Origin of the sequence: Flaviflagellibacter deserti (assembly GCF_042652085.1) — a bacterium.
In the GTDB taxonomy this organism is placed as follows: Bacteria; Pseudomonadota; Alphaproteobacteria; order Rhizobiales; family Methylopilaceae; genus Flaviflagellibacter; species Flaviflagellibacter deserti.
The window spans coordinates 1,577,349-1,598,216 of record NZ_JBHSJF010000006.1 but is presented as its reverse complement, the minus strand read 5'-3'; the positions used below and the strand labels follow the sequence as shown (position 1 = coordinate 1,598,216).

Annotated in this window: 19 protein-coding genes; 7 read left to right on the top strand and 12 right to left on the bottom strand. The window is 64.4% G+C overall.

The genetic code is table 11. The annotated features are described in order from the left end of the window. Positions 1–86 precede the first annotated feature (86 nt). Positions 87–1,739, bottom strand: coding sequence for an energy-dependent translational throttle protein EttA (gene ettA / locus ACFPFW_RS14880; protein ID WP_114958102.1), 1,653 nt, complete (start codon positions 1,737–1,739; stop codon positions 87–89). 669 nt (positions 1,740–2,408) lie between these two features. Between ettA and ACFPFW_RS14875 the strand changes: the two genes are divergently transcribed. Further along, complete coding sequence (locus ACFPFW_RS14875) at positions 2,409–3,140, top strand: cytochrome c biogenesis CcdA family protein (protein WP_114958270.1); 732 nt, start codon at positions 2,409–2,411, stop codon at positions 3,138–3,140. Between the two features lie 85 nt (positions 3,141–3,225). On the opposite strand, the gene ACFPFW_RS14870 is transcribed toward ACFPFW_RS14875, so the two are convergent. The 6 genes from ACFPFW_RS14870 to ACFPFW_RS14845 form a co-directional block, all read right to left on the bottom strand. Then, the gene (locus ACFPFW_RS14870; protein ID WP_114958277.1) at positions 3,226–4,332 is read right to left on the bottom strand and encodes a branched-chain amino acid ABC transporter substrate-binding protein; all 1,107 of its coding nucleotides are present in this window, start codon (positions 4,330–4,332) and stop codon (positions 3,226–3,228) included. 97 nt (positions 4,333–4,429) lie between these two features. Then, positions 4,430–4,783: a DUF6867 family protein gene (locus ACFPFW_RS14865; protein WP_114958269.1), complete on the bottom strand. Its 354-nt coding sequence runs from the start codon at positions 4,781–4,783 to the stop codon at positions 4,430–4,432. Between the two features lie 10 nt (positions 4,784–4,793). Then, complete coding sequence (locus tag ACFPFW_RS14860; protein ID WP_114958268.1) at positions 4,794–5,513, bottom strand: ABC transporter ATP-binding protein; 720 nt, start codon at positions 5,511–5,513, stop codon at positions 4,794–4,796. Next, positions 5,510–6,415: an ABC transporter ATP-binding protein gene (locus ACFPFW_RS14855; protein ID WP_114958267.1), complete on the bottom strand. Its 906-nt coding sequence runs from the start codon at positions 6,413–6,415 to the stop codon at positions 5,510–5,512. Before ACFPFW_RS14855 ends, ACFPFW_RS14860 begins: the two co-directional genes overlap by 4 nt. Beyond that, on the bottom strand, positions 6,415–7,806 hold the full coding sequence (livM, locus tag ACFPFW_RS14850) for a high-affinity branched-chain amino acid ABC transporter permease LivM (RefSeq protein WP_114958266.1): 1,392 nt from the start codon (positions 7,804–7,806) through the stop codon (positions 6,415–6,417). Before livM ends, ACFPFW_RS14855 begins: the two co-directional genes overlap by 1 nt. Before the next feature lies 1 nt (position 7,807). Next, positions 7,808–8,722, bottom strand: a complete 915-nt coding sequence (locus ACFPFW_RS14845) for an ABC transporter permease subunit (RefSeq protein WP_114958265.1) — start codon at positions 8,720–8,722, stop codon at positions 7,808–7,810. A 201-nt stretch (positions 8,723–8,923) separates the two neighbouring features. Between ACFPFW_RS14845 and fliK the strand changes: the two genes are divergently transcribed. After that, positions 8,924–11,083, top strand: a complete 2,160-nt coding sequence (gene fliK, locus ACFPFW_RS14840; RefSeq protein WP_379771306.1) for a flagellar hook-length control protein FliK — start codon at positions 8,924–8,926, stop codon at positions 11,081–11,083. Next, positions 11,080–11,343 (top strand): EscU/YscU/HrcU family type III secretion system export apparatus switch protein, encoded by a 264-nt coding sequence (locus tag ACFPFW_RS14835; RefSeq protein ID WP_114958263.1) that lies wholly within the window; start codon positions 11,080–11,082, stop codon positions 11,341–11,343. The genes fliK and ACFPFW_RS14835 overlap by 4 nt, the downstream gene beginning before the upstream one ends. Here ACFPFW_RS14835 and bcsS read toward each other — a convergent pair. Together bcsS and ACFPFW_RS14825 are read right to left on the bottom strand one after the other, a co-directional pair. Continuing rightward, complete coding sequence (bcsS, locus tag ACFPFW_RS14830; RefSeq protein WP_379771497.1) at positions 11,340–12,023, bottom strand: cellulose biosynthesis protein BcsS; 684 nt, start codon at positions 12,021–12,023, stop codon at positions 11,340–11,342. The two genes, ACFPFW_RS14835 and bcsS, sit on opposite strands and share 4 nt — an antisense overlap. A gap of 169 nt (positions 12,024–12,192) precedes the next feature. Beyond that, on the bottom strand, positions 12,193–14,397 hold the full coding sequence (locus ACFPFW_RS14825; RefSeq protein ID WP_114958261.1) for an esterase-like activity of phytase family protein: 2,205 nt from the start codon (positions 14,395–14,397) through the stop codon (positions 12,193–12,195). A gap of 192 nt (positions 14,398–14,589) precedes the next feature. Here ACFPFW_RS14825 and ACFPFW_RS14820 point away from each other — a divergent pair, with 192 nt between their 5' ends. From ACFPFW_RS14820 to ACFPFW_RS14805, 4 genes are all read left to right on the top strand, one after another. Further along, positions 14,590–15,195 carry an exopolysaccharide biosynthesis protein gene (locus ACFPFW_RS14820; protein ID WP_114958260.1) on the top strand — a complete coding sequence of 202 codons (606 nt, stop codon included), beginning with the start codon at positions 14,590–14,592 and terminating at the stop codon, positions 15,193–15,195. 39 nt (positions 15,196–15,234) lie between these two features. Beyond that, positions 15,235–16,122, top strand: a complete 888-nt coding sequence (locus ACFPFW_RS14815; protein WP_114958259.1) for an NAD(P)-dependent oxidoreductase — start codon at positions 15,235–15,237, stop codon at positions 16,120–16,122. 144 nt (positions 16,123–16,266) lie between these two features. Beyond that, positions 16,267–16,713, top strand: coding sequence for a Cu(I)-responsive transcriptional regulator (gene cueR, locus ACFPFW_RS14810; RefSeq protein WP_114958258.1), 447 nt, complete (start codon positions 16,267–16,269; stop codon positions 16,711–16,713). A gap of 147 nt (positions 16,714–16,860) precedes the next feature. Beyond that, on the top strand, positions 16,861–18,432 hold the full coding sequence (locus tag ACFPFW_RS14805; protein ID WP_114958257.1) for a CYTH and CHAD domain-containing protein: 1,572 nt from the start codon (positions 16,861–16,863) through the stop codon (positions 18,430–18,432). A gap of 47 nt (positions 18,433–18,479) precedes the next feature. Here the strand turns inward: ACFPFW_RS14805 and radC are convergent, their stop codons facing one another. The 3 genes from radC to ACFPFW_RS14790 all read right to left on the bottom strand — a co-directional run bounded on the left by radC (position 18,480) and on the right by ACFPFW_RS14790 (position 20,722). Then, a complete protein-coding gene (radC, locus tag ACFPFW_RS14800; protein WP_114958256.1) occupies positions 18,480–19,190 on the bottom strand; it encodes a RadC family protein in 711 nt (236 codons plus the stop codon). Then, positions 19,187–20,017 (bottom strand): type I methionyl aminopeptidase, encoded by an 831-nt coding sequence (gene map, locus ACFPFW_RS14795; protein WP_114958276.1) that lies wholly within the window; start codon positions 20,015–20,017, stop codon positions 19,187–19,189. Before map ends, radC begins: the two co-directional genes overlap by 4 nt. A gap of 66 nt (positions 20,018–20,083) precedes the next feature. Continuing rightward, positions 20,084–20,722 (bottom strand): glutathione S-transferase family protein, encoded by a 639-nt coding sequence (locus ACFPFW_RS14790; protein ID WP_114958255.1) that lies wholly within the window; start codon positions 20,720–20,722, stop codon positions 20,084–20,086. Between the last annotated feature and the right edge of the window lie 146 nt (positions 20,723–20,868).

The window sequence follows — 20,868 nt, the reverse complement described above, 5'->3', positions numbered from 1 at the left end:
CGCCAACAAATCATTTTTGCCGCGACGCGGTGAACAGGTTTTTCGCGTGGCTTCCGCGCCGCGAAGGGCACGGAAACAGACGGCCGTCAGCGGCTGAACTTCTTGTACTTCAGCCGTTTCGGCTCGACGGCATCGGGACCGAGGCGACGCTTCTTGTCTTCCTCGTAGTCCTGGAAATTGCCCTCGAACCATTCGACATGGCTGTCGCCCTCGAAGGCCAGCATGTGCGTCGCAATACGGTCGAGGAACATGCGATCATGGCTGATGACCACGGCGCAGCCGGCGAAATCTTCCAGCGCTTCTTCGAGTGCGCGGAGCGTCTCGACGTCGAGGTCGTTGGTCGGCTCGTCGAGGAGAAGGACGTTTGCGCCCGACTTCAGCATCTTGGCGAGATGGACGCGGTTGCGCTCACCACCCGAGAGCTGGCCGACCTTCTTCTGCTGGTCGGAGCCCTTGAAGTTGAAGGCCGAGGTGTAGGCGCGCGAGTTCACCTCTTTCTTGCCGAGGTAGATGATGTCGTTGCCGCCGGAGATCTCTTCCCAGACGTTCTTGTTGGGATCGAGCGCGTCGCGCGACTGATCGACATAGCCGAGTTGCACGCTCTCGCCGATTTCGATCTTTCCGGCATCCGGCGTTTCCTGACCGGTGAGCATGCGGAAGAGCGTGGTCTTGCCGGCGCCGTTCGGGCCGATGACGCCGACAATGCCGCCGGGCGGCAGCTTGAAGGTGAGGTCATCGATCAGCAGGCGGTCGGCGAAGCCCTTGGTGAGGCCGGTGAAATCGACCACGTTGTTGCCCAGGCGCTCGGCGACGGGAATGACGATCTGCGCCGTGCCCGGCGCCTTGTCGGCAGCCTTCTTGACCAGTTCATCATAACGCTGGATGCGCGCCTTGCTCTTGGCCTGACGGGCCTTGGGCGAGGCGGAAATCCATTCGGACTCGGCGGCGAGGGCGCGCTGGCGGGCGCTGTCTTCACTGGCCTCCTGGGCGAGGCGCTTCTGCTTCTGGCCGAGCCATGAGGAGTAATTGCCCTCGTAGGGAATGCCGCGGCCGCGGTCGAGTTCGAGGATCCAGCTCGTGACGTTGTCCAGGAAATAGCGATCGTGGGTGACGATCAGGATCGCGCCCGGATAGTTGCGGAGGTGGTTCTCCAGCCACTGCGTCGTCTCGGCGTCGAGATGGTTGGTCGGTTCGTCGAGGAGGAGCAGGTCCGGCTGTTCGAGCAGGAGCTTGCAGAGGGCAACGCGGCGGCGCTCACCGCCTGAGAGATTGTTCGGATCCGCGTCGTCCGGCGGGCAGCGGAGCGCCTCCATTGCCTGGTCGACGCGGGCATCGAGATCCCAGAGGCCCTGAGCCTCGATCTCGTCCTGCAGCTTGGTCATCTCGTCCGCGGTCTCGTCGGAATAGTTCACCGCGAGATCGTTGTAGCGGTCGAGGATCGCCTGCTTCTCGGCGACGCCGAGCATGACGTTCTGGCGGACCGTCAGCGAAGGATCGAGGTGCGGTTCCTGCGGCAGGTAGCCGACCTTGGCGCCCTGTGCGGCCCAAGCCTCGCCGTTAAACTCCTTGTCGATGCCGGCCATGATGCGCAGCAGGCTCGACTTGCCGGAGCCGTTGACGCCGAGCACGCCGATCTTGGCGTCCGGATAGAAGGAGAGGTGAACGTTCTCGAGGACCTTCTTGCCGCCCGGATAGGTCTTCGACAGGCCACTCATGTGGTAGATGAACTGACGTGCCATGGCGGCCGCGCTCCGGATATTTTTGCTGGGACTGGGATTTTGGCGTTGTTCTAGAGGGCGGAGCGGGGACGGGCAAGGGCAAGATGGGCGCGCTTCATCCTCGCCTGCCCAAAACAACGATGTCGGAAAGATCGCCCCTCGGAGGGGCGGGGGATGCGGTCGCATCCTCTGAATGGTTTGTGTGTTGACGCGATCCGCATCCCACGCACGGCGGTTAAGTCGGAGGAGGCGGGCGCTTCCACGGCCGATGGCCGTCGAAGGTTTGAGAGCCTTCGAAGACCACGGCTCGTCCCCAGTGCATGGCACGGACGGGTCATGGTGCCCGACGGGCCCGCGCGTCAGACGACCTTCTCGGTCGTCCTACATCCTCCGGCCTCCCGGGAGCGGGGTTCCGGACCCCGCCCGCAGGCGCCGCTCCTCATCCCGCGCCGGCCGGCCGGTACCTGGCAAGCGCCCCTCGCAGGGTGAAGATGACGGGAGGATAAGCACATGATAGGAATATTGTCAAGTCTCTCCGTCATTGCCGGGCTTGACCCGGCAATCCAGCCAGCTGCCCGTTGCTTGGCTCTGGATGCCCGGGTCGGGCCCGGGCATGAGAGCAGAGAGGGTATGGGGTGGTGGGACAAGGCAGCGCTGGCGCCTCTCCCTGCGCGGGACTAGAACCACGCCATGCACGAGATCACGCTTCCCGCCGTCTTCCTTGCCGGCATGCTGAGTTTCCTCACGCCCTGCGTGCTGCCGCTCGTGCCGGCCTATCTGTCCTATCTCGCGGGCACTTCGCTGGAGGAGCTCCAGGCGAAGCGGCCGGGGAGAGCGGTGCTGCTCCGCACTCTGGCGACGGCGCTGCTGTTCGTCCTTGGTTTCGGCACGGTGTTCGTCGCGTTGGGCGCGACGGCCTCGGTGTTCGGCGGCCTCATCCGTCAGCATCTCGCCTGGCTGACGATGGCGGCCGGCATCGGCATCATCGTCATGGGTCTGCACTTCCTCGGTGTGTTCAGGATCGGGTTTCTTTACCGCGAGGCCCGCTTCAACCCGGCCAAGCCGGTCGGGATCTGGGGCGGCTATCCGATGGGCCTGGCCTTCGGCTTCGGCTGGACGCCGTGTATCGGGCCGGTTCTCGCGGCGGTGCTGACGGTCGCGGCAGGCGAGGCGACGGTGACCCGAGGAGCTGGACTGCTTGCGATCTATGCGGCGGGGCTCGGCCTGCCATTTCTGCTGGCGGCCCTGGCGATGGGGCCCTTCTCCCAGTTTCTCGGCCGCTTCCGCCGCCATCTCGGTCGGGTGGAGCAGGTGATCGGCTTTCTGCTGATCCTCGTCGGGATCGCCTTCCTGACGGGTTGGATCACCCGGTTTTCATTCTGGCTGCTGGAGACGTTCCCGGTGCTTGGAAAACTGGGGTGATCTTACCCTCTCCCTCGTTGGGAGAAGGCAACAAAAAGCCCGCCCCGGTTTCCCGGAGCGGGCTCTGTCATTCAGAGGCCGACGATTAGTTCACGTAATCGTACTTGCCATCCTTCCACTCGTAGACGACGTAGCCCGGCAGGGTGACATCGCCCTTGGCGTCGAACTTGACGTCGCCGATGACGGTCTTGAACGAGCCCGAGTCGAGCGCCTTGATCACGGCCGGAGCTTCGGTCGACTTCGCGGTCTTCACGGCCTCGGCCCATGCCTGAACAGCGGCGTAGGTGTAGAGGACGTAGCCTTCCGGCTTCACGCCGGCGGCTTCGAACTTCTTCACGATCTCGGCGTTCGCGGCGTTCTTGGCCGGGTCCGGCGAGAAGGTCATCAGCGTGCCTTCACCGTCCTTGCCGGCGATGGTCCAGAACTCTTCGCTGACGAGCGCGTCGCCGGCCATGACCGGAGCCTTCACGCCCTGCTGGCGAAGCTGCTTCACGAGGTTGCCGGCTTCGGTGTGGTAGGTGCCGGCATAGACGAGATCCGCGCCCGCGGCCTTCAGCTTCGAGACCAGGGCCGAGAAGTCGGTGTCGCCCTTGTTGAACGCGTCGACGAGGACCGGCTTGCCGCCGGCGGCCTCGTAGGCCTTCTGGGCTTCCATCGCGAGACCTTCGCCGTAGGGCGACTTGTCGTTCAGGAAGGCGATCTTCTTGCCCGGGAATTTGGACTGGATGAACTTCGCGGCGGCCGGGCCCTGCTGGTCGTCACGACCACAGACGCGGTAGATGCCGGGGCCGGGGCGCTGGTCGGTGAACTTCGGGTTGGTCGAAGCCGGCGAGATCTGGACGATGCCGGACTCGGCGTAAACCGAGGAGGCCGGAATCGACGCGCCCGAGCAGTACGAACCGACGACGAACGATGCGCCCGAACCGGCGACGCGGTTGGCGACCGAGGTCGATTCCGTGCCGTCGCACTTGTCGTCTTCGATCTGGATGGCGATCTTCTTGCCGAGCAGGCCGCCGGCAGCGTTGATGTCGGCGACAGCGCGCTCGGCGCCGGCCTTCATCTGCGCACCGAAGGTCGCTTCGCTGCCCGTGATCGGGCCCTGAAGAACGATCTTGATATCCTGCGCCTGGGCAGCACCCGCGAAAGCGAGCGATGCGCCGAGCAGAAGGCCCGTCAACAATTTCTTGGTCATCAGCCTCTCCATGTCTTCTCGGAGGTTCTTGGCCCCGAGCGGCAGCAGCCGCATGCAAGTATTGTGCATGGCTTTTCAATAAGGGAAAGCCAGTTCTTCATGCGGCATCCGAGTTGCGCAGCCGCCAGGAGAACGAGCCATCAGGCTCGACAGCCCACGCATAGCGGCGCGTCATCTGCCGGACCCGCGTGAGGCGGTGTCCGAGCAGCGCGGCGGCGCTGAGAATGATGAAGTCGACGAGGTAGAATTGCGCCGACAGAAGCGTGCCGTGGAACAGCGCGAAGTGGATGAAGCGCACGGCGGCGGCGAGGGGGATCATCCACACAACCGCGCGCCAGGCCGGCTCCCAGCCGATCGCTGTTGCACGTCCCGTCATCATCGCTGCCGAGCAACCGAGCACGAGCGTGACGATGATGAAATCCGAAATGCCGACTTCCCAGAGAATGCCCATGCCGGCTCCTTCAGTGTCCGCCTTCGAGGTATGCAGCTCGCACTTCCTCGCGCGAGAGCAATTCCGCGCTCGGCCCCGACAGCGTGATCCGGCCATTGACCATCACGTAGCCGCGATGCGCGAGCTTGAGCGCATGATACGCGTTCTGCTCGACGATGAAGACCGTGAGGCCTTCGGTCTGGTTGAGTTGGCGGATCGCGTCGAAGATCTGCTTCACGATCAGCGGCGCGAGGCCGAGCGACGGCTCATCGAGGAGAAGCAGGCGAGGGCGGCTCATCAATGCGCGGGCGATCGCGAGCATCTGCTGCTCGCCGCCGGACAGCGTGCCGCCGCGCTGGGTAAGGCGCTCCTTGAGACGCGGGAACAGCGTGAAAACGCGCTCCAGATCCTCTTCGAAGTGTTCCGCGCCGGCGACGACCGAGCCCATCTGCAGGTTTTCGAGCACGCTCATGCGGGCGAAGATGCGGCGGCCTTCGGGCGACTGGGCGATGCGCAGCCGCGCAATGTGATGCGCGGCCATCCGGGTAATGTCGCGACCCTCGAAGACGACATGGCCTTCACGGGCGCGCGGGGCGCCGAAGATGGTCATCATCAGGGTCGATTTGCCGGCACCGTTCGAGCCGATCAGCGCGACGATCTCGCCCTGATTGACCTCGAGGTCGACGCCCGCGAGCGCGCGGATATTGCCGTAATAGGTGTGGACGCCCCTGATGGAGAGGAGAGCGCTCATCGCGAGACCTCCTCCTGCACGGCTTCCGTCTCGTCTTCCTCGACGCCGAGATAGGCGGCGATAACCTTCGGGTCCTGACGGACATCGGCCGGGGCCCCGTCGGCGATCTTCTTTCCGTAGTCGAGCACGATCACGCGGTCCGAAATCCCCATCACCACGCTCATGTCGTGTTCGATCAGAAGGAGCGAGGTCTGGTGCTGGTTGCGGATGTAGAGGAGGAGCTCGTTGAGCTCGTGGCTCTCGTTCGCATTGAGGCCGGCGGCCGGTTCGTCGAGGCAGAGCATGACCGGTTCCGAGCACATCGCGCGAGCGATCTCCAGACGCCGCTGGGCGCCGTAGGGCAGGCTCGCGGCCGGGTCGTCGGCACGGTCGATCAGCTTCACGCGCTCCAGCCAATAGCTGGCGCGGTCGATCGCCTCCTTCTCGGCCGCTCCGTAGCCGCCTAGACCGAAAAGACCGAGGAACGAATATCCCGAGGCCACCATCAGCTTGTTGTGCTGGGCGATGAGCAGGTTTTCGAGCAGCGTCATGCCGCCGAACAGGCGGATGTTCTGGAACGTGCGCGCGACGTGGGCCGTCTGTGAGACCTTATGGTTCTGCAGCCGCTCCAGAAGGAACAGCTCGCTGCCGTTCTTCTTGACCGACTTGAGGCCCGAAACCGTAACTTCGTCGATCTGCGACAGAATCGCCTCGTCGCCATGGACGAGCGCGAGACGACCTTCCGACGGCTTGTAGAAACCTGTGATGCAGTTGAACACGGTGGTCTTGCCGGCGCCGTTCGGGCCGATGATTGCCGTGATCTCGCCGCGGCGGGCGTCGAACGACAGGCTGTCGACGGCAACAAGGCCGCCGAAGCGCATCGAGAGATTTTCGACGCGCAGAAGGACTGGATTGGCCGACATCAGCCGCGTCCTTCGCTGACCATGGCCGCACTGACCGTCTTCTTCTTCTTGAGGAAGACCGATGGATCGCGCGACGAGATGATGCCGCGCGGACGCCAGACCATGATGATCACCATGACGAGGCCGAAGATCAGCATGCGGTACTGAACCGGATCGAAGCCCTCGCCGAAGATGGCTCTGATGAAGCCGAGGTTCCGCAGCATCTCGATGCCGCCGATCATGATCAGAGCCGAGAAGACGACGCCGAGATTCGAGCCGAGGCCGCCGAGGACGACGATGGCGAGGATCAGCGCCGACTGCAGGAAGGTGAAGTCAGACGGGCTGATATAGCCCTGACGCGCGGCAAAGACGGTACCGGCGAAGCCGCCGAACATCGCTCCGAGCGCGAACGCCGTCAGCTTGGTGTTGACCACCGAAATGCCGAGCGAGCGGCAGGCGATCTCGTCTTCGCGCAGGGCTTCCCAGGCCCGCCCGATCGGCAGGCGGCGCAGGCGGATCGTCACAAGCAGGACGATGAAGGCGAGTGCCAGGATCACGTAATAGAAGAAGATCAGGCGGTGCACCGGCGAGAACGGGATGCCGAAATACTGGGCGAAGCTGTTCTCTCCCGTCGCCACGAACTGCAGGCCGAAGAAGCTCGGCCGCGGAATCTGGTTGATGCCGGACGCGCCGCCGCTCAATTCGCGCCAGTTGATCAGGACGAGGCGGATGATCTCACCGAAGGCGAGGGTGACGATCGCCAGATAATCGCCGCGCAGGCGCAGCACGGGGAAGCCGAGGACCACGCCGAACAGCGCGGCGATCAGGCCCGCGATCGGCAGGCAGAGCCAGAACGACATGCCGAAATTCATCGACAGGATCGCGAAGGTGTAGGCGCCCACGGCGTAGAAGGCGACGTAGCCGAGGTCGAGCAGGCCGGCGAGACCGACCACGATGTTCAGACCCCATCCGAGCAGGATGTAGGTCATGACCAGGATGCCGAGATCGACCCAGTAGCGGCCGGTGACCAGGCCGCCCGAAATCCAGACCGACAGGAAGGGGTAGGTCAGGGCGATCAACACCATGGCCGGAACGAGGTATTTGCGCAGATTGAGCGCGGTCTTGGTTTCCAGAATGGTGCCCGCGGCGGCCCGCGCCTTCGGGCTCCGAGCCTCACGCCAGATGGTGAGGTTGAGGAAGATGCGGCCGAAGAAGACGATGGCGGCAAGCGCGAGAACCGTGCCCCAGCGTTCGTTGAATTGGTAGCGGCCGCCCTGTGCGACGGTCTGCAGACCGACAATCGGAGCGGTCGTCGCGAGCGTGATGAGGCCCCAAATGGCCGCGTCCTTCAGGAGGGCTGCGGCGGGATGAGGGTCTTTCGCGGGAGAAGTCTCGACGGGTTCGTCGGTCATCTCACACCTTTTCAACTTCGGGCCGGCCGAGGAGACCGGTCGGCAGGAAGATCAGGACGATGGACAGGATCGAGAACGCGGCGACGTCCTTGTAGTCGACGGAGACATAGCCGGCGAAGAAGGTCTCGATCAGTCCGATTGTAATACCGCCGAGCACTGCGCCCGGCAGCGAGCCGATGCCGCCAAGCACCGCCGCCGTGAAGGCTTTGATGCCGACGACGAAGCCCGCGTAGAAATCGGTCGAGCCATAATAGAGCAGGTGCATCAGGCCGGCGACGGCGGCGAGCGCGGCGCCCATGACGAAGGTCAGCGATATCGTCCGGTCGACGTCGATGCCCAGCAGCGAGGCCATTTTCATGTCCTGCTCGCAGGCGCGCTGGGCACGTCCCAGCGGCGTCTTCGTCACGACATAGGTGAAGATGACGAGAACGACGACGGTCATCACCATCACGGCGATCTGCGAGTACTGCAGCCACACCGAGAAGGTCGATTCCTTGAAGAACTCGATGCCGCCCGGGATCAGCGAAGTGAAGGCCTTCTTGTCCGCGCCCTGGGCGTTCTGGGCATAGTTCTGCAGCACGATCGACATTCCGATCGCCGAGATCAGCGGCGCCAGGCGGAACGAGCCGCGGAGAGGGCGGTAGGCCATGCGCTCGACCGTCCAGCCGTAAAGCGAGGTCAAGAGCACCGAAAGGATGAGGATGATCAGCAGAACCAGGATCACGTTCGTGACGCCGAGCGTAAAAAGCCCGACCAGAACGACCAGCGAAATCATCGTCGATATCATGAAGATATCGCCGTGCGCGAAGTTGATCATGCCGATGATGCCGTAAACCATCGTATAGCCGATGGCGATGAGGCCGTAGATGGAGCCGAGGGAGACTCCATTGATCAATTGCTGGAGGAAATACTCCATGCGCCTCTTACTCTCTTTCCGGAAGACTGGCGCGAAGCGGGATTTCGCATCCGTTGACCGGTTGTTGGGCCGAAAGGCCGGTACACGTGCAATGCAGGCAAGAATGATGCCTGCCCCAATGCGGCCACAACATCCGCAAGGCCGTGACGCTTTGCAAGAGAATTGAAAGGCTGTTCGGGTTTTTCTCACCGAATGAGCGACGTGCGTAACATCGGAGCACGCATTTCCACGAATCCGGTCGCAACCGTGCGCCCGATCGAAGGAACATCCTTGTTCCCGCTCGGCCAGCTGGTCGAGGCGAAGGTCGCGGCCGTTCTGGCCGACGGATTGTTCAAGTTCATCAGTTCCGACGGCGGCGAGTTCGAACTGCCACTGCCCGAGAAACTGCCGGAAGGCACGCCGGTTCGGGTCTCCGCGAAGCCGGACGGCAGCGTGACGGTCACGGTTACCGGCGAAGCGCCTGACCAGAGCGAGGCGATGATCGCCGCCGCGCTGAAGGAAGCCGTCCGCGGCGCCGCCGCCAAGCAGGCGACGATGTCGCCATTGTTCGCGACGCTCGAGGAGTTGCCGGATCGCCCGGATCTGCCGCAACCCGTCCGTCAGGCGGTGCAGAGGCTGTTGTCGATGCGGACGCCGTTTGACGCGCCACCCCGGCCTGCGGCGCTGGCGCAGGCCATCTCGCGATCGGGGCTGTTCACGGAGGCGCAGCTTGCAACGAGCCCGGACACGCCGCCGCCGCTCGATCTGAAGGCCGCGCTGTCGTCATTGCGGGCGGTTGTCCAGACGCTGGTCGATGCCATACCGCTTGCAACGACCGCTTCGGCTGCCGGACAATCGGTGCCGGCCCCCGCTGCCACGGCACAGCCGAGCGCGCCGCCATCGCAGACCCCCGGAAATGCGTCGCCGCCGAACCTGGCGCCGTTGACCCAGCCGACATCGGCTCAGGCTTCCCCCATTCCGCCGAACGTGCAGGCGCCGCCGCCTCCGCAGAATTCCGGTCTGTCCGTGGTCCAGGTCCGACCGCAGGTTCCCGTTTCCGCCGCGGTTTCCGTTTCGCCGCCAACAGCCGTGCCGGCGCAATCATCTTTGCGCATGGCGCAGGTTCCTGCCGCGCAACTCGCGGTGCCGGTTGTGGCTGTCATGCTCCAGGGCGACGAGGCGATCCAATCAACCGCACAGCCAAGCTCGGCAACAGGAGCCGCGCCGCAAACGGTGCCGAACGGGCAGGGTGGTCCTGTATCCGCACCGCAGCAGATGCCGGCGGCTCCGGCGCAGGCAATCGTCCAGTCCCAGCTGGCGCTCCCGGCGCCGGACGCGCAGACCCTGTTGCCAGCCCCGACGTCCGGCTCTCCACGGGCGCCTCAAATGCCGATCGTGGAGAATGGTGCGCCGCAGCCGGCGCCCGGAGCCTCCGTCGTCACGGCGCGCGGAACCTTGCTGCAGGTGTCGCCGGCGCCTTTGCCCGCTCAGCCCGCTACCGCGCCCATGCCGTCGGTCGCTGCTCAACCGCAACCGACGCCGCCTCAAACCGCATCCGTACCGTCCGTTCCGCAGGTCGTACCGCCCGCACCTCCTTCTACTATCTCGGTTCCGCCGGGCCTCCCTGGAATGCCGGAAGCCATTCTCCCACAGGGCCAACCCGCACCAGGTCCACTCGTACGCGCTGCGACCTTGGCCTTGGCGCAAGCCGCGGCGCTTCCGATTGGCGAGCCGAACCTGCCGCTCCCTGGCCAACAACCAGCGCCCGCGCCGGGGCACCTTTATCCTTCGGCACAGAAGCCCGACGCGCCGCCGCCGACGCACGGTTCTCCGCCGGTCTCGCATGCTCCCGTCGATGCCCACGACGCGCTCCGTGCCGCCGCGCAGACCCAGCCGCTGGAAGAGATCGCGCCGCGTCTTCTCGCCGACACCGAGGCCGCGATTTCGCGCGTCAGCCTGCATCAGATGGCATCGCTGCCGGACGATCATGCCCCCAGCCGTTTCGATGCGCCCGACGCCCGCTGGTCCTGCGAGATTCCGATCGCGCTCGACGGCCGGACCGCGCTGATGGGCTTCGTCGTCGAACGCGACGGCAAGAAGAACGACGATCCGCGAAAGCAGAAACGCTGGCGGGTTCAAGCCGCGCTAGACCTGCCGGAAACCGGGCCGCTTCAGGCGGACGTACAGATGCGGGGGACAGCGGTCGTGGCCGGCATATGGGTCGAGCGCAGCGACATCGCCCAATTGCTGGAGGAGGCGCTTCCGCTGCTTCGAGACGGTTTGACCGCCGCGGGCTTCGACGTCGAAGAGCTCAACGTCCGACTGGGGCACCTCAGATCGCATCTGCCGCCGCCGGGCGCCTTCCTGGACCAGCGCTCATGAGCGAGACCAAGCCCACGATCGCGGTCGCGCTCGAATACGACTACAAAGCCGCGCCGCGCGTAACCGCGTCGGGGCGAGGCGCGGTCGCGGAAGCGATCCTCGCGGCGGCGAAGGAGCATGGCGTCGCGATCGAGGAGAATCCCGCGCTCGCTGAAGCCCTGTCGCATGTCGAGCTCGATACCGAGATTCCAGAACAGCTCTACCGGGCAGTCGCCGAAGTCCTGACCTTCGTGCTCAGAACGACAGGGCGGTTGCGCTAGAACTTCGCGTCGACGCCGAGGCGACCGTAGGCGCCGGTGTCGTCTCCATCGTCCAGAGCGCCAATGCTCGTCTTGAAGCGAAGTCCCTTGATCGCGACGTTCTGGATGTAGAGTCCGGCGCGGCGCTGGTCCGACCCGGCATTGCCGAAGACCTCGATCTCCGGTCCGACAAAGACGCCGCGCCAGAGGTGCATTCCGCCGGCAACCCGAACCCTATAGAAATCGAATGCCGTGCCATAGGCGATCGAAGCTTCGATACGGCGATTGGCAGAGGGCTCCCACCAAAGCTCGCCGATCAGCCGCGCTCCGACACCGGTTCCTGACACATCGTTCTCCGGGTCCTCTACATCGAGGCGATGGTCCTCGACCTCGACACCGGCGAGAGCCGTGACCGCGAGGCCTGGGCGGAGGCGCCGCCAGCCGGCGACGATTTCGCCGAGAGTGACGTCCCCGTGGATGCGGCCGCTCGCTGCATATTCAGAAGCGTAATCATAACCGCCGACACCGCCGGCAAGACGAAGGACGGGTCCGGAAAGATCGCGCGATTTCAAGGCGATGTCGGCACCCGCCCAACTGAACATGGAGACCGATGAGATATCGACGCCGCTGAAATACAGGAGCCGACGGAGACCTCCCCGGGAGGCCGGCTCGGCGGCCAAATCGAACGGGCAGGCAACCATGAAGGCGCACGCAGCCCAACCGCCGAATCGTAGAAACATCGCCACGCCCGCCTCGTGGTGAAGTCAAGTTCGAGGGCAAGCTAATCACAGCTTCCTGTGGCAGGGAAGGTCGAAAAAAGAAAAAGCCTCCAGCGGGTTACGCTGGAGGCCTGTCATGATGTGGCAGGGCTCAGTTGAGGTTGAGCTTGCCGAGGCGGATGAACTGCGTCTCGCCCGAGGAGCCGTCGACACCGTCGTTGTCGGTGATGATCAGCGCCTCGCCCGACTTGTCGATGGCGAAGCTCTCGACCTTGTCGAGAACGTAGCCGTTCGGCTTCTTGAGGTCGGGCAGGAGGTCGCGGACCGTGGTCTTGGTCAGGACCGGAAGCGTGCCGCCGATCGGAGCCGGCGTGACGCCTTTCAGCGAGACCTTGGTCAGCTTCTTCAGCCTGGCCGCGTCGCCAACGAGGTTGTCGCGCTCTATGACGATCAAGCCCCCGTCGACAGCGGTGATCTCGGACAGCCCAACCCAACCGCCTTCGACCTTGTCGAGCGGGTAGTAGACCGCGCCCCAGCTCTTGTCGGAAGGCTTGTAGGCCAGGAGCTTGGTCATGCCCTTGGCATCGTCCTTCCACTCGCGCTGGACGGCGAGCCAGACGATCTGGTCGGCGCCGGTGCCGGTGACCGCGACACCCTCGAAACCGAAGCGGGTCTGCTGGCTCTTGAGCGCGTCCGGCAGCTCGACGATCTCTTCCACGTCGCCCTTGGCGTTGACGCGGATGAGCTGCGAGTTCGTGGCGTTTTCCTTCTTGTCCGGATTGCCTTCGGACGCGAGCCAAAAGCCGCCTTCCGGACGAACCGCGATACCCTCGAGATCGAGGCCCTTGGCCGGCTCGCCGTCACGGGTGACGGTGATGGCGCCGGTGATCACGGCCGGGGTCTTGGTCGTGTCGATCGTCAGGATGCGGCCCTGCGAGTAGAAGCTGTCGGTGACCTCGAAGATCTGGCCCGGGTTTGCCGGATCGACCGCAGCACCCGAAAGAGCGCCCCAGCCGGACGGCAGGCCGTCCTTATCGGCCGAGACGATGGTCGGATAATTCGCCGTACCTTCGGCGCGCGCATAGACAGTGACCATCGAGCCGGGGCCGCCGTCTTCACGGTTGTCCGCCTCGCTGGCGGTCACGAACAGCTTGCGGTCCGGAATGGCCAGCAGGCCCTCGGGACCGACGCCACCCGGCAGCATCTGGAGGAGGGTCGGGGCCTTGCCGGCGCCGTTGTCCTTGTAGACGCCGACGACAGAGGCACGCTCCGCGCCGACGAAGATCAGGCGGTCGGCGCCGAATGTGCCAACCGCGATGCCCTCGACTTCGACGCCCTTCTTGTTGCGCTTGTCGGGGTAATGGCCGATGCGAACCGCTTCGTATTCGAACGAGGCGCCAGACTCGTAATCGACCTTGCCGTCCTTGTTGAAGATCGTGAAGCCGCGGCTGCCGCCCTTCCAGTCACCTTCATTGGCGGTGACGAAGCGGTCGTCGTCGAGCCATTCGACGGCGTCCGGCTCGCGGACGACGTCTTCCGCCTTGCCCGTGAGCGCGATGACGCCGTCCTTCTTGGTGTCGATCTTGTCGAGAGTGACGGAGCCGGCCGGGAAGTGATCGATGACCTTGCCCGATTTGCCGTCGACGACGACGAGGTGGTTATTCTCCTGCAGCGTGAGCGCGATCTCGCCCTTGCCGTTGACGTCGACGAATTCTGGCTCGGCATCGTCGGGAGCGATCGGGGAGAGATTGCGGACGTCGACGAACCTGGTCGAGGTGCAGTCGGCTTCGCCGCCCTTCAGATTGACGATCGCGAGGCTGCCAGACGGCATCTGCGGGATGGCGCCTTCGCTCAGGTCCTCGTCGCGCTCGTTTTCGATCGCGATGGTGAGGAAGGACTTGTCGGCAGCGGCTGCGACCGAGTCGGGCTGGCCGCCGAGATCGCATTTCGAGACGACCTTCTTCGAGGCGATGTCGATCGTGGCCAGGTGGCCGGTCGGGTTCTGCTTGTTCTCTCCGGTGTTCACCGCAGCGAAGGCGCGGTCGCCGACGACCTTGACCGAGGTCGGCTCGCCCTCGAGCTGGATGAAGCCGGCGGCCTTCGGCTGCGCCGGATCGGTGATGTCGACCATGCCGAGCGCCTTGCGCGGGCTGTCGGTGTAGACGAGCAGCTTGCCGTCTTCAGATACGGAGATGATCTCGGAGACCGTCGGCTTGGATTTGTCGGCGTCCGCTGGCAGGTTGTTGACGACCGGGAAGGTCGCGACACGGTTGAACACCTCGGCCGCCACGGCGGGTGTGAAAGCCGTGCTGGCGAGAAGTGCCACGGCGGTGGCCTTCAGGAAATTCGCGCGCATTGAAACGCCCCCCATTGATTGGAACGCTGAGCGCTTATCGAGCGCAAATGACAGGAACGTGACAGTTGGAAAGAAGGTTCGTACGCCATTGTTTTACCTTGACGGCGTGAAGCTTCTCCGACATTCGCGAGCCGAAATGCGGACGTAATGTTTGTCTGTTATAGGCTGCGGTACACACAGGAGACGTTGCGGGTGGATCATCGCGCGCCGCGAACATCGGAAATCATCGCGGCTCTGCCAGACAGTTTCGTGGGCGACTCGCTGACCATCGGCGAGCTGATCGTCGCCTTGCGCAATCGTGTCTTCGGCGTCGGTATTCTGATCTTCGCCATTCCGAACATCTTTCCCATGCCGCCCGGCGTGCCGGCCGCCATGGGCGCGGTCCTGATGCTGCTCGGCGGCCAGCTTGCGCTCGGATGGAATTCGATCTGGCTGCCGAAGAAGTTGCAGAGCCGTTCCATTCCCCGGGAGACGCTGAAGCGGATCGCCGATCGCTCGGTGCCGTGGATTCAGAAATTCGAGAAAATCAGCAAGCCGCGGTTGGATGCGTTCACGACGCCGATCGCGGTGCGCTGGGTTGGCGCGGCGGTCTTCGTCCTCGGTTTCGTCCTGCTGATGCCGTTTCCCTTCCTCGGCAACATTCCGCCCGGCGCGGCGGCCTGCGTGTTCGGTCTCGGCCTCGTCGAGCGCGATGGCCTCATCGTCGTATTTGGCTATCTCGCCTCATTGGTCGCACTCGGGATCACGGCTCTTGCGACATGGGTGCTCTACGCCGGGGCAAGCTTCCTGTTCTTCTGAGGCTTGCCCGAAATGGGCCCAGCTTGTAGCGAACCGGGCATGACGAATTTTCCCAACATCGCACTCCTCGGCACCGGCCTGATGGGCGCGCCGATGGCGCGTCGGCTGCTCGGCGCAGGCTTCCCCGTCACCGTCTGGAACCGCTCTCCGGAGAAGGCGAAGGCGCTTGAGCCGTTCGGTGCCGTCGTAGCGGCGACCGCTGCCGACGCGGTGAAAGCGGCAGAGATAGTCGTTACCATGCTCGACAACGGCGCGGTGGTGACCGACGTGCTGTTCGGTCTGGGCGTAGCCGAAGCGATGCCCGCGGGAGCGGTGGTCGTCGACATGAGTTCGATCCCGCCCGCCGTCGCCCGAGACCATGCCGCCCGGCTGGAGGCGATGGGCAAGAACCACCTCGACGCGCCCGTCTCGGGCGGCACGGTCGGGGCGGAGGCCGGGAGTCTGGCGATCATGGCTGGCGGCAGGGTCGATGTCTTCGAGCGCGTCCTGCTGGTGTTGGCGCCGATGGGCCGGGCTCTGCGCGTCGGACCCTCGGGAGCTGGGCAGGTCGCCAAGCTCGCCAATCAGGCGATCGTCGGGATCACCATCGGCGCGGTTGCGGAAGCATTGCTGCTCGCCGAGCGCGGTGGCGCCGACCCGGCGGCGGTCCGCGACGCCATCCGCGGCGGTTTTGCGGAGAGTCGAATTCTGGACGTCCATGGTCGCCGGATGATCGAACGGGATTTCACGCCAGGCGGCAAAGTGAACACCCAGATCAAGGACCTGGAGACGATTGTTGCCACGGCGAATGAGGTGGGCCTGGACCTTCCGCTCGCGCGCGACGCGCTGCGCCGCTATATCGAACTACGCGACACGATGGGCGGTGGCGATCTCGACCATGCCGCGCTCTTCCTGCAACTCGAAGCGGCGAGCCCCGCCAAACACTAGAATGTGACACTCCAGCGCGTTGGAACCAAGAGACGCGCCTCGGGTTTTCCCTCAAGGTCAACGAACCGCGAAGATGCTCTGATCGGCGAGGTCGATCCACAGCAGCGTTCCATTGACGATGCAGGAGACGCGAGAGGAAGCGCGATGAACATCGCAGAAGCCGCACGGCGCGCCGGGCTCACGCCCAAGGCCATCCGCTTTTACGAGGCTCAGGGACTGTTGCGGCCGAACCGCGCCGCCAATGGGTACCGGGCCTTCGGGGACGCCGATGTCCACACCCTGCGGTTCCTGAAGCGAGCGCGAGATCTCGGCTTCTCGGTCGAGGAGTGCAGGGCGCTTCTGGCGCTCTATCACGAAACCGACCGTTCCAGTGCCGAGGTAAAGAAGCTTGCCGAGAATCGGGTCGCGGAGATCGACCGCCGGCTCGCCGATCTCGCTTCCATTCGTTCGGCTCTCGCGCATCTGGCCGAAACCTGCAGCGGAGAGGACCGGCCGGAATGCCCGATCCTGGAGGATCTCGCGTCAGATGCCGATCAGGACGAGGAGCGCAAGCGGACCCACAATCCGATGCGCCATTCGAGCGCGGCCTGAAGGCAGTGAGCCCGTCGCACCGGGACTCTTACCCCTGACCTCGCCGCTCGGCGCGCGATCATATTTTCAGCGTGCGACGATCGACTCCAGCGCTTCTGTCACTGTGTCGCTGAATTGTCGTAAACTCCCGATGCGCGGGAGCAAGTCGTGGAAACGGCGTTCAAAAGCGGAGCGAGGCACCGGGGCGCGGACACCATTGAGATCGAACTGAGGCTGTTGGCGTCGCCTGACGTGCTGTCCCAGATTTGCAATGCGCCCGCCGTGCTCGAGCGCGCCCGAAACAAGGGCGTCGTGCGGCGGCTTGTAGCGATCTATTACGACACCCCTGATCGCCTGCTCATGCAGGGCGGTTTGACGTTGCGTGTGCGGCGTAGCGGCAAACGATATGTCCAAACCATCAAGTGTGCCTCCGGCAGCGATCCGATGGTGCGCGCCGAATGGGAAACCCACGTTGCGACGATGGCGCCGGACCTGAGCGGTCTGCCCAGAGAGATTGCTGCTCCGTTCGACCAATTCGGCGATGACAATCTCGTGCCGATCTTTGCCACCCGGGTTCGCCGTCATTCGCAAGCGCTCGAATTGCCCGATGCAAAGATCGAGATCGCCTTTGACGAGGGGGTGATCGAGGCCGGCGAAAGACGCGAGCCGGTCTCCGAGATCGAACTGGAGCTGAAGGAAGGCGGTGCAGGTGCGCTCTATGAGCTCGGCCTGTCGCTGCTCGAGGTCGCGCCGCTGCGCCTGTCGGTGCACAGCAAGGCCGAGCGCGGATATGCGCTCGCCTTCGACATGCCTCCCGCAACGCTCAAAGCCGGGCCCGCCGGCATCAGCACCGAGGACACCGTCGACGAGGCGGCGGCCAAGCTGTTTGCGAACTGCCAGCACCATCTGATGGCGAACCTGGCCGCGGCGCGGAGCGGGCAAAGTCCCAACGGCGTCCACCAAGCGCGTGTGGCGCTGCGGCGGCTGCGGACGGCCATCGCCATCTTGCGACGCGAGCTACCGGCGACCTCTCTTCGGGCGCTTGCGGCTGACGCACGGTCGCTGGCCCGGACATTGGGTTCGGCTCGCAACTGGGATGTGTTCGTCACCGAGACGATTGCCGAGATCGACGAAGCCGATCTGCCGGATGTGGATTCCGGCAGGCTGCGCAGCGTGGCCGAACCGTTTCGTGGACGAAGCCATGCAGGGTTGCAGGAAGAACTCGAGAAACCGCAAACCAATCGCTTTCTATTGTCACTCGGCCGGCTGATCGAGCGCCGGAACTGGCGTGACGACGTCGCCAGCGAAACGCCGGCGATCCTGGCCGAGCAGGCGTCGGTTTTCGCCAGCCGCTGTCTGGCCCGACTTCAGCGGAAGGCGATCAAGCAGGGGCGTCATTTTCGGCACTTGCAGCCCGAGCATCGCCACGCACTTAGACTGACCCTGAAGAAGCTGCGCTACGCGGTGGAATTCTTTCTGCCCCTCTACGCGGAACAGGCGCTGGCCAGGAAATATCTCAAACGCCTGTCGAGATTGCAGGACGCCTTGGGCACGGACAACGATGTGACGACGACGCGCACGCTTCTCCGCGACATCGAGGGAAGCACCGCGCATCCCGATGTTCATCGGGCCATCGGCGTGGTCATCGGATGGCAGGGCCGCTGTCAGATCGATGCAACTAAACGTCTGCGTCGACGGTGGCGCGCCTTCAAGAAGGCGACGCCGTTCTGGGCAAGTTGAATGCAAATTTCGTCTCTTCCGCATGCGGAAGAGACGAAACGTCGAGATCAGATGAGCCCGAGCCCCTTGAGGCTGGCATGGCCTGCGCGGCCGATGATCAGGTGGTCGTGCACGTTGATCCCGAGGGGTTTCGCGGCCTCGACGATCTTCTGCGTCATCAGGATGTCCGCGCGGCTGGGTTCGGGATCGCCTGAGGGGTGGTTGTGGACGAGGATAATCGCGGTCGCGGACAATTCCAGCGCTCGCCGCACGACCTCGCGCGGATAGACCGGCGTATGGTCGACCGTTCCGGTCTGCTGCACCTCGTCGGCAATCAGTGCATTCCTGTTGTCGAGGAAGAGGATGCGGAATTGTTCGCGGTCGGCGAACGCCATCGCGGTACGGCAGTAATCAACAACCTTGGCCCATGAGCCGAGCACCGGCTTCTGGGCGATCTCACCCTTGGCGAAACGGCGGGCGGCGGCCTCGACCAATTTTATCTCGGTGACCGCGGCTTCCTTGATGCCCTTCGTTTCCATGAGCAGGACCGGCGGGGCGGCGACGACCTCGGCGAAGGAGCCGAACCGGCGGATGAGCGTCTTGGCCAGCCCCTTTACATCCTGCCGCGGAATGGCGCGAAACAGGATCAATTCCAGCAGTTCATAGTCCGGCAGGGCATCGGCGCCGCCCTCGCGGAAGCGGCTGCGCAGTCGATCGCGATGACCGAGATAATGCGGGGCCGCGTCCTCGAATCCGGATCGCGGCTCCTCAGTGCTCATGCGCGGGCGAGAAGCGGGTTGTCGTAGCCGGCGGGCGACAGGGTGAAGATCTCGACGCCTGTTTCCGTCACACCAATGGAATGCTCGAACTGCGCCGAGAGCGAGCGATCGCGGGTCACGGCGGTCCAGCCGTCGGCCAGAACCTTCACATGCGGGCGGCCGAGATTGATCATCGGCTCGACGGTAAAGAACATGCCCGGCTTCAGCGCGACGCCTTCACCTGGGCGGCCGTAATGCAGGATGTTCGGCTCGTCGTGGAACAGGCGGCCGAGGCCGTGGCCGCAAAAATCGCGCACCACGCTCATCCGCTCCTCGCCTTCGGCGAAGGCCTGGATGGCCGCGCCGATATCGCCGGTCGTGCCGCCGGGCTTGATGGCGGCGATGCCGCGCATCAGGGATTCATGCGTCACTTCGATCAGCCGCTCGGCCCGGCGCGGAATGTCACCGGCCGCGTACATGCGGCTCGAATCGCCATGCCAGCCGTCGACGATAACGGTTACGTCGACGTTCAGGATGTCGCCATCGCGCAGGGGCTTGTCGTTCGGAATGCCATGGCAGACGACGTGGTTGATCGAGATGCAGGTCGACTTGGTATAGCCGCGATACATCAAGGTTGCCGGGATCGCCCCGTTGTCACGGGCGAACTCGAACACCATCGTGTCTAGCTCGGCGGTCGTGACGCCGGGCTTCACCTTGCCGACGAGAAGATCGAGCGCTTCGGCAGCCATCCGGCCGGCCTTGTGCATGCCCGCGAAATCTTCGGGGCCGTGCAGCCTGATCTGGCCGTTCTTGCGGTTCGTGGCGAGGGAAGCGTCGATATAGGTCATGATCGGCAACAATGTATGCATTCAGCGGCGCGCCGTCACCCTGAACCATAAGGTGTACGAAGTTTGTCAGGCCGGCTGAGCTGCTGCGACCTTCTGCGGAGTCCAGGTGATCGGCACGTGCCCGGACTCTGCTTCGAGGCGCGCGAGCCAGGCCCGGACGGCCGGGAAGGGGGCCAGATCGAAGTCGCCCTCGTGCGCCAGATGCGTGTTCGCATAGAGTGCGATGTCCGCGATGCTCCGCGCGTCGCCAGCGAAATAGGGGTGTGAGGAGAGCTGGGTATCCATCACCCGCAGCGCCTGGTAGCCGCGGTCTTCCCATTCTTCCAGCAGGTTACGCTTCAATTCCCGCCCGCCGCGCACCAGCGACAGCCACCAGCGCGCCTGGCCGATGAACGGGTCGTGCGAGTGCTGTTCGAAGAACATCCAGCGCAGCACCTCGGCGCGGGCGAAACGCTCGGCCGGGAGGAGAGGGGTGCCTTCGGCCAGATAGTGCAGGATGGCACCCGATTCCGGCAGATGGCGGCCATCGGTCAGCACCAGCATCGGCACCTGGCCGGTCGGATTGGCGGCCAGGAATTCCGGCGTGCGGTGGCCGCCGGACAGGACGTCCACTTCGACGAGCTCGAAACGCCGGCCGAGCCAGGACAGCAAAAGCCGCACCTTGTAGCTATTTGCCGAGAGCTGCATGGAGTAAAGAGTCAACATCCGCGTCTCTTGCGTTATATGCGTGAGCGTCGTCAAGCGCGTGCCGTCAGGTTTGTCGAAAGGCTGTTGCAAAACTGTTTCATTTTGCGGCTTGCGCGCTCGGCTTCGGCGCACTAGGTTCCGCGCCGCCTTCCAATCCCTTCAAT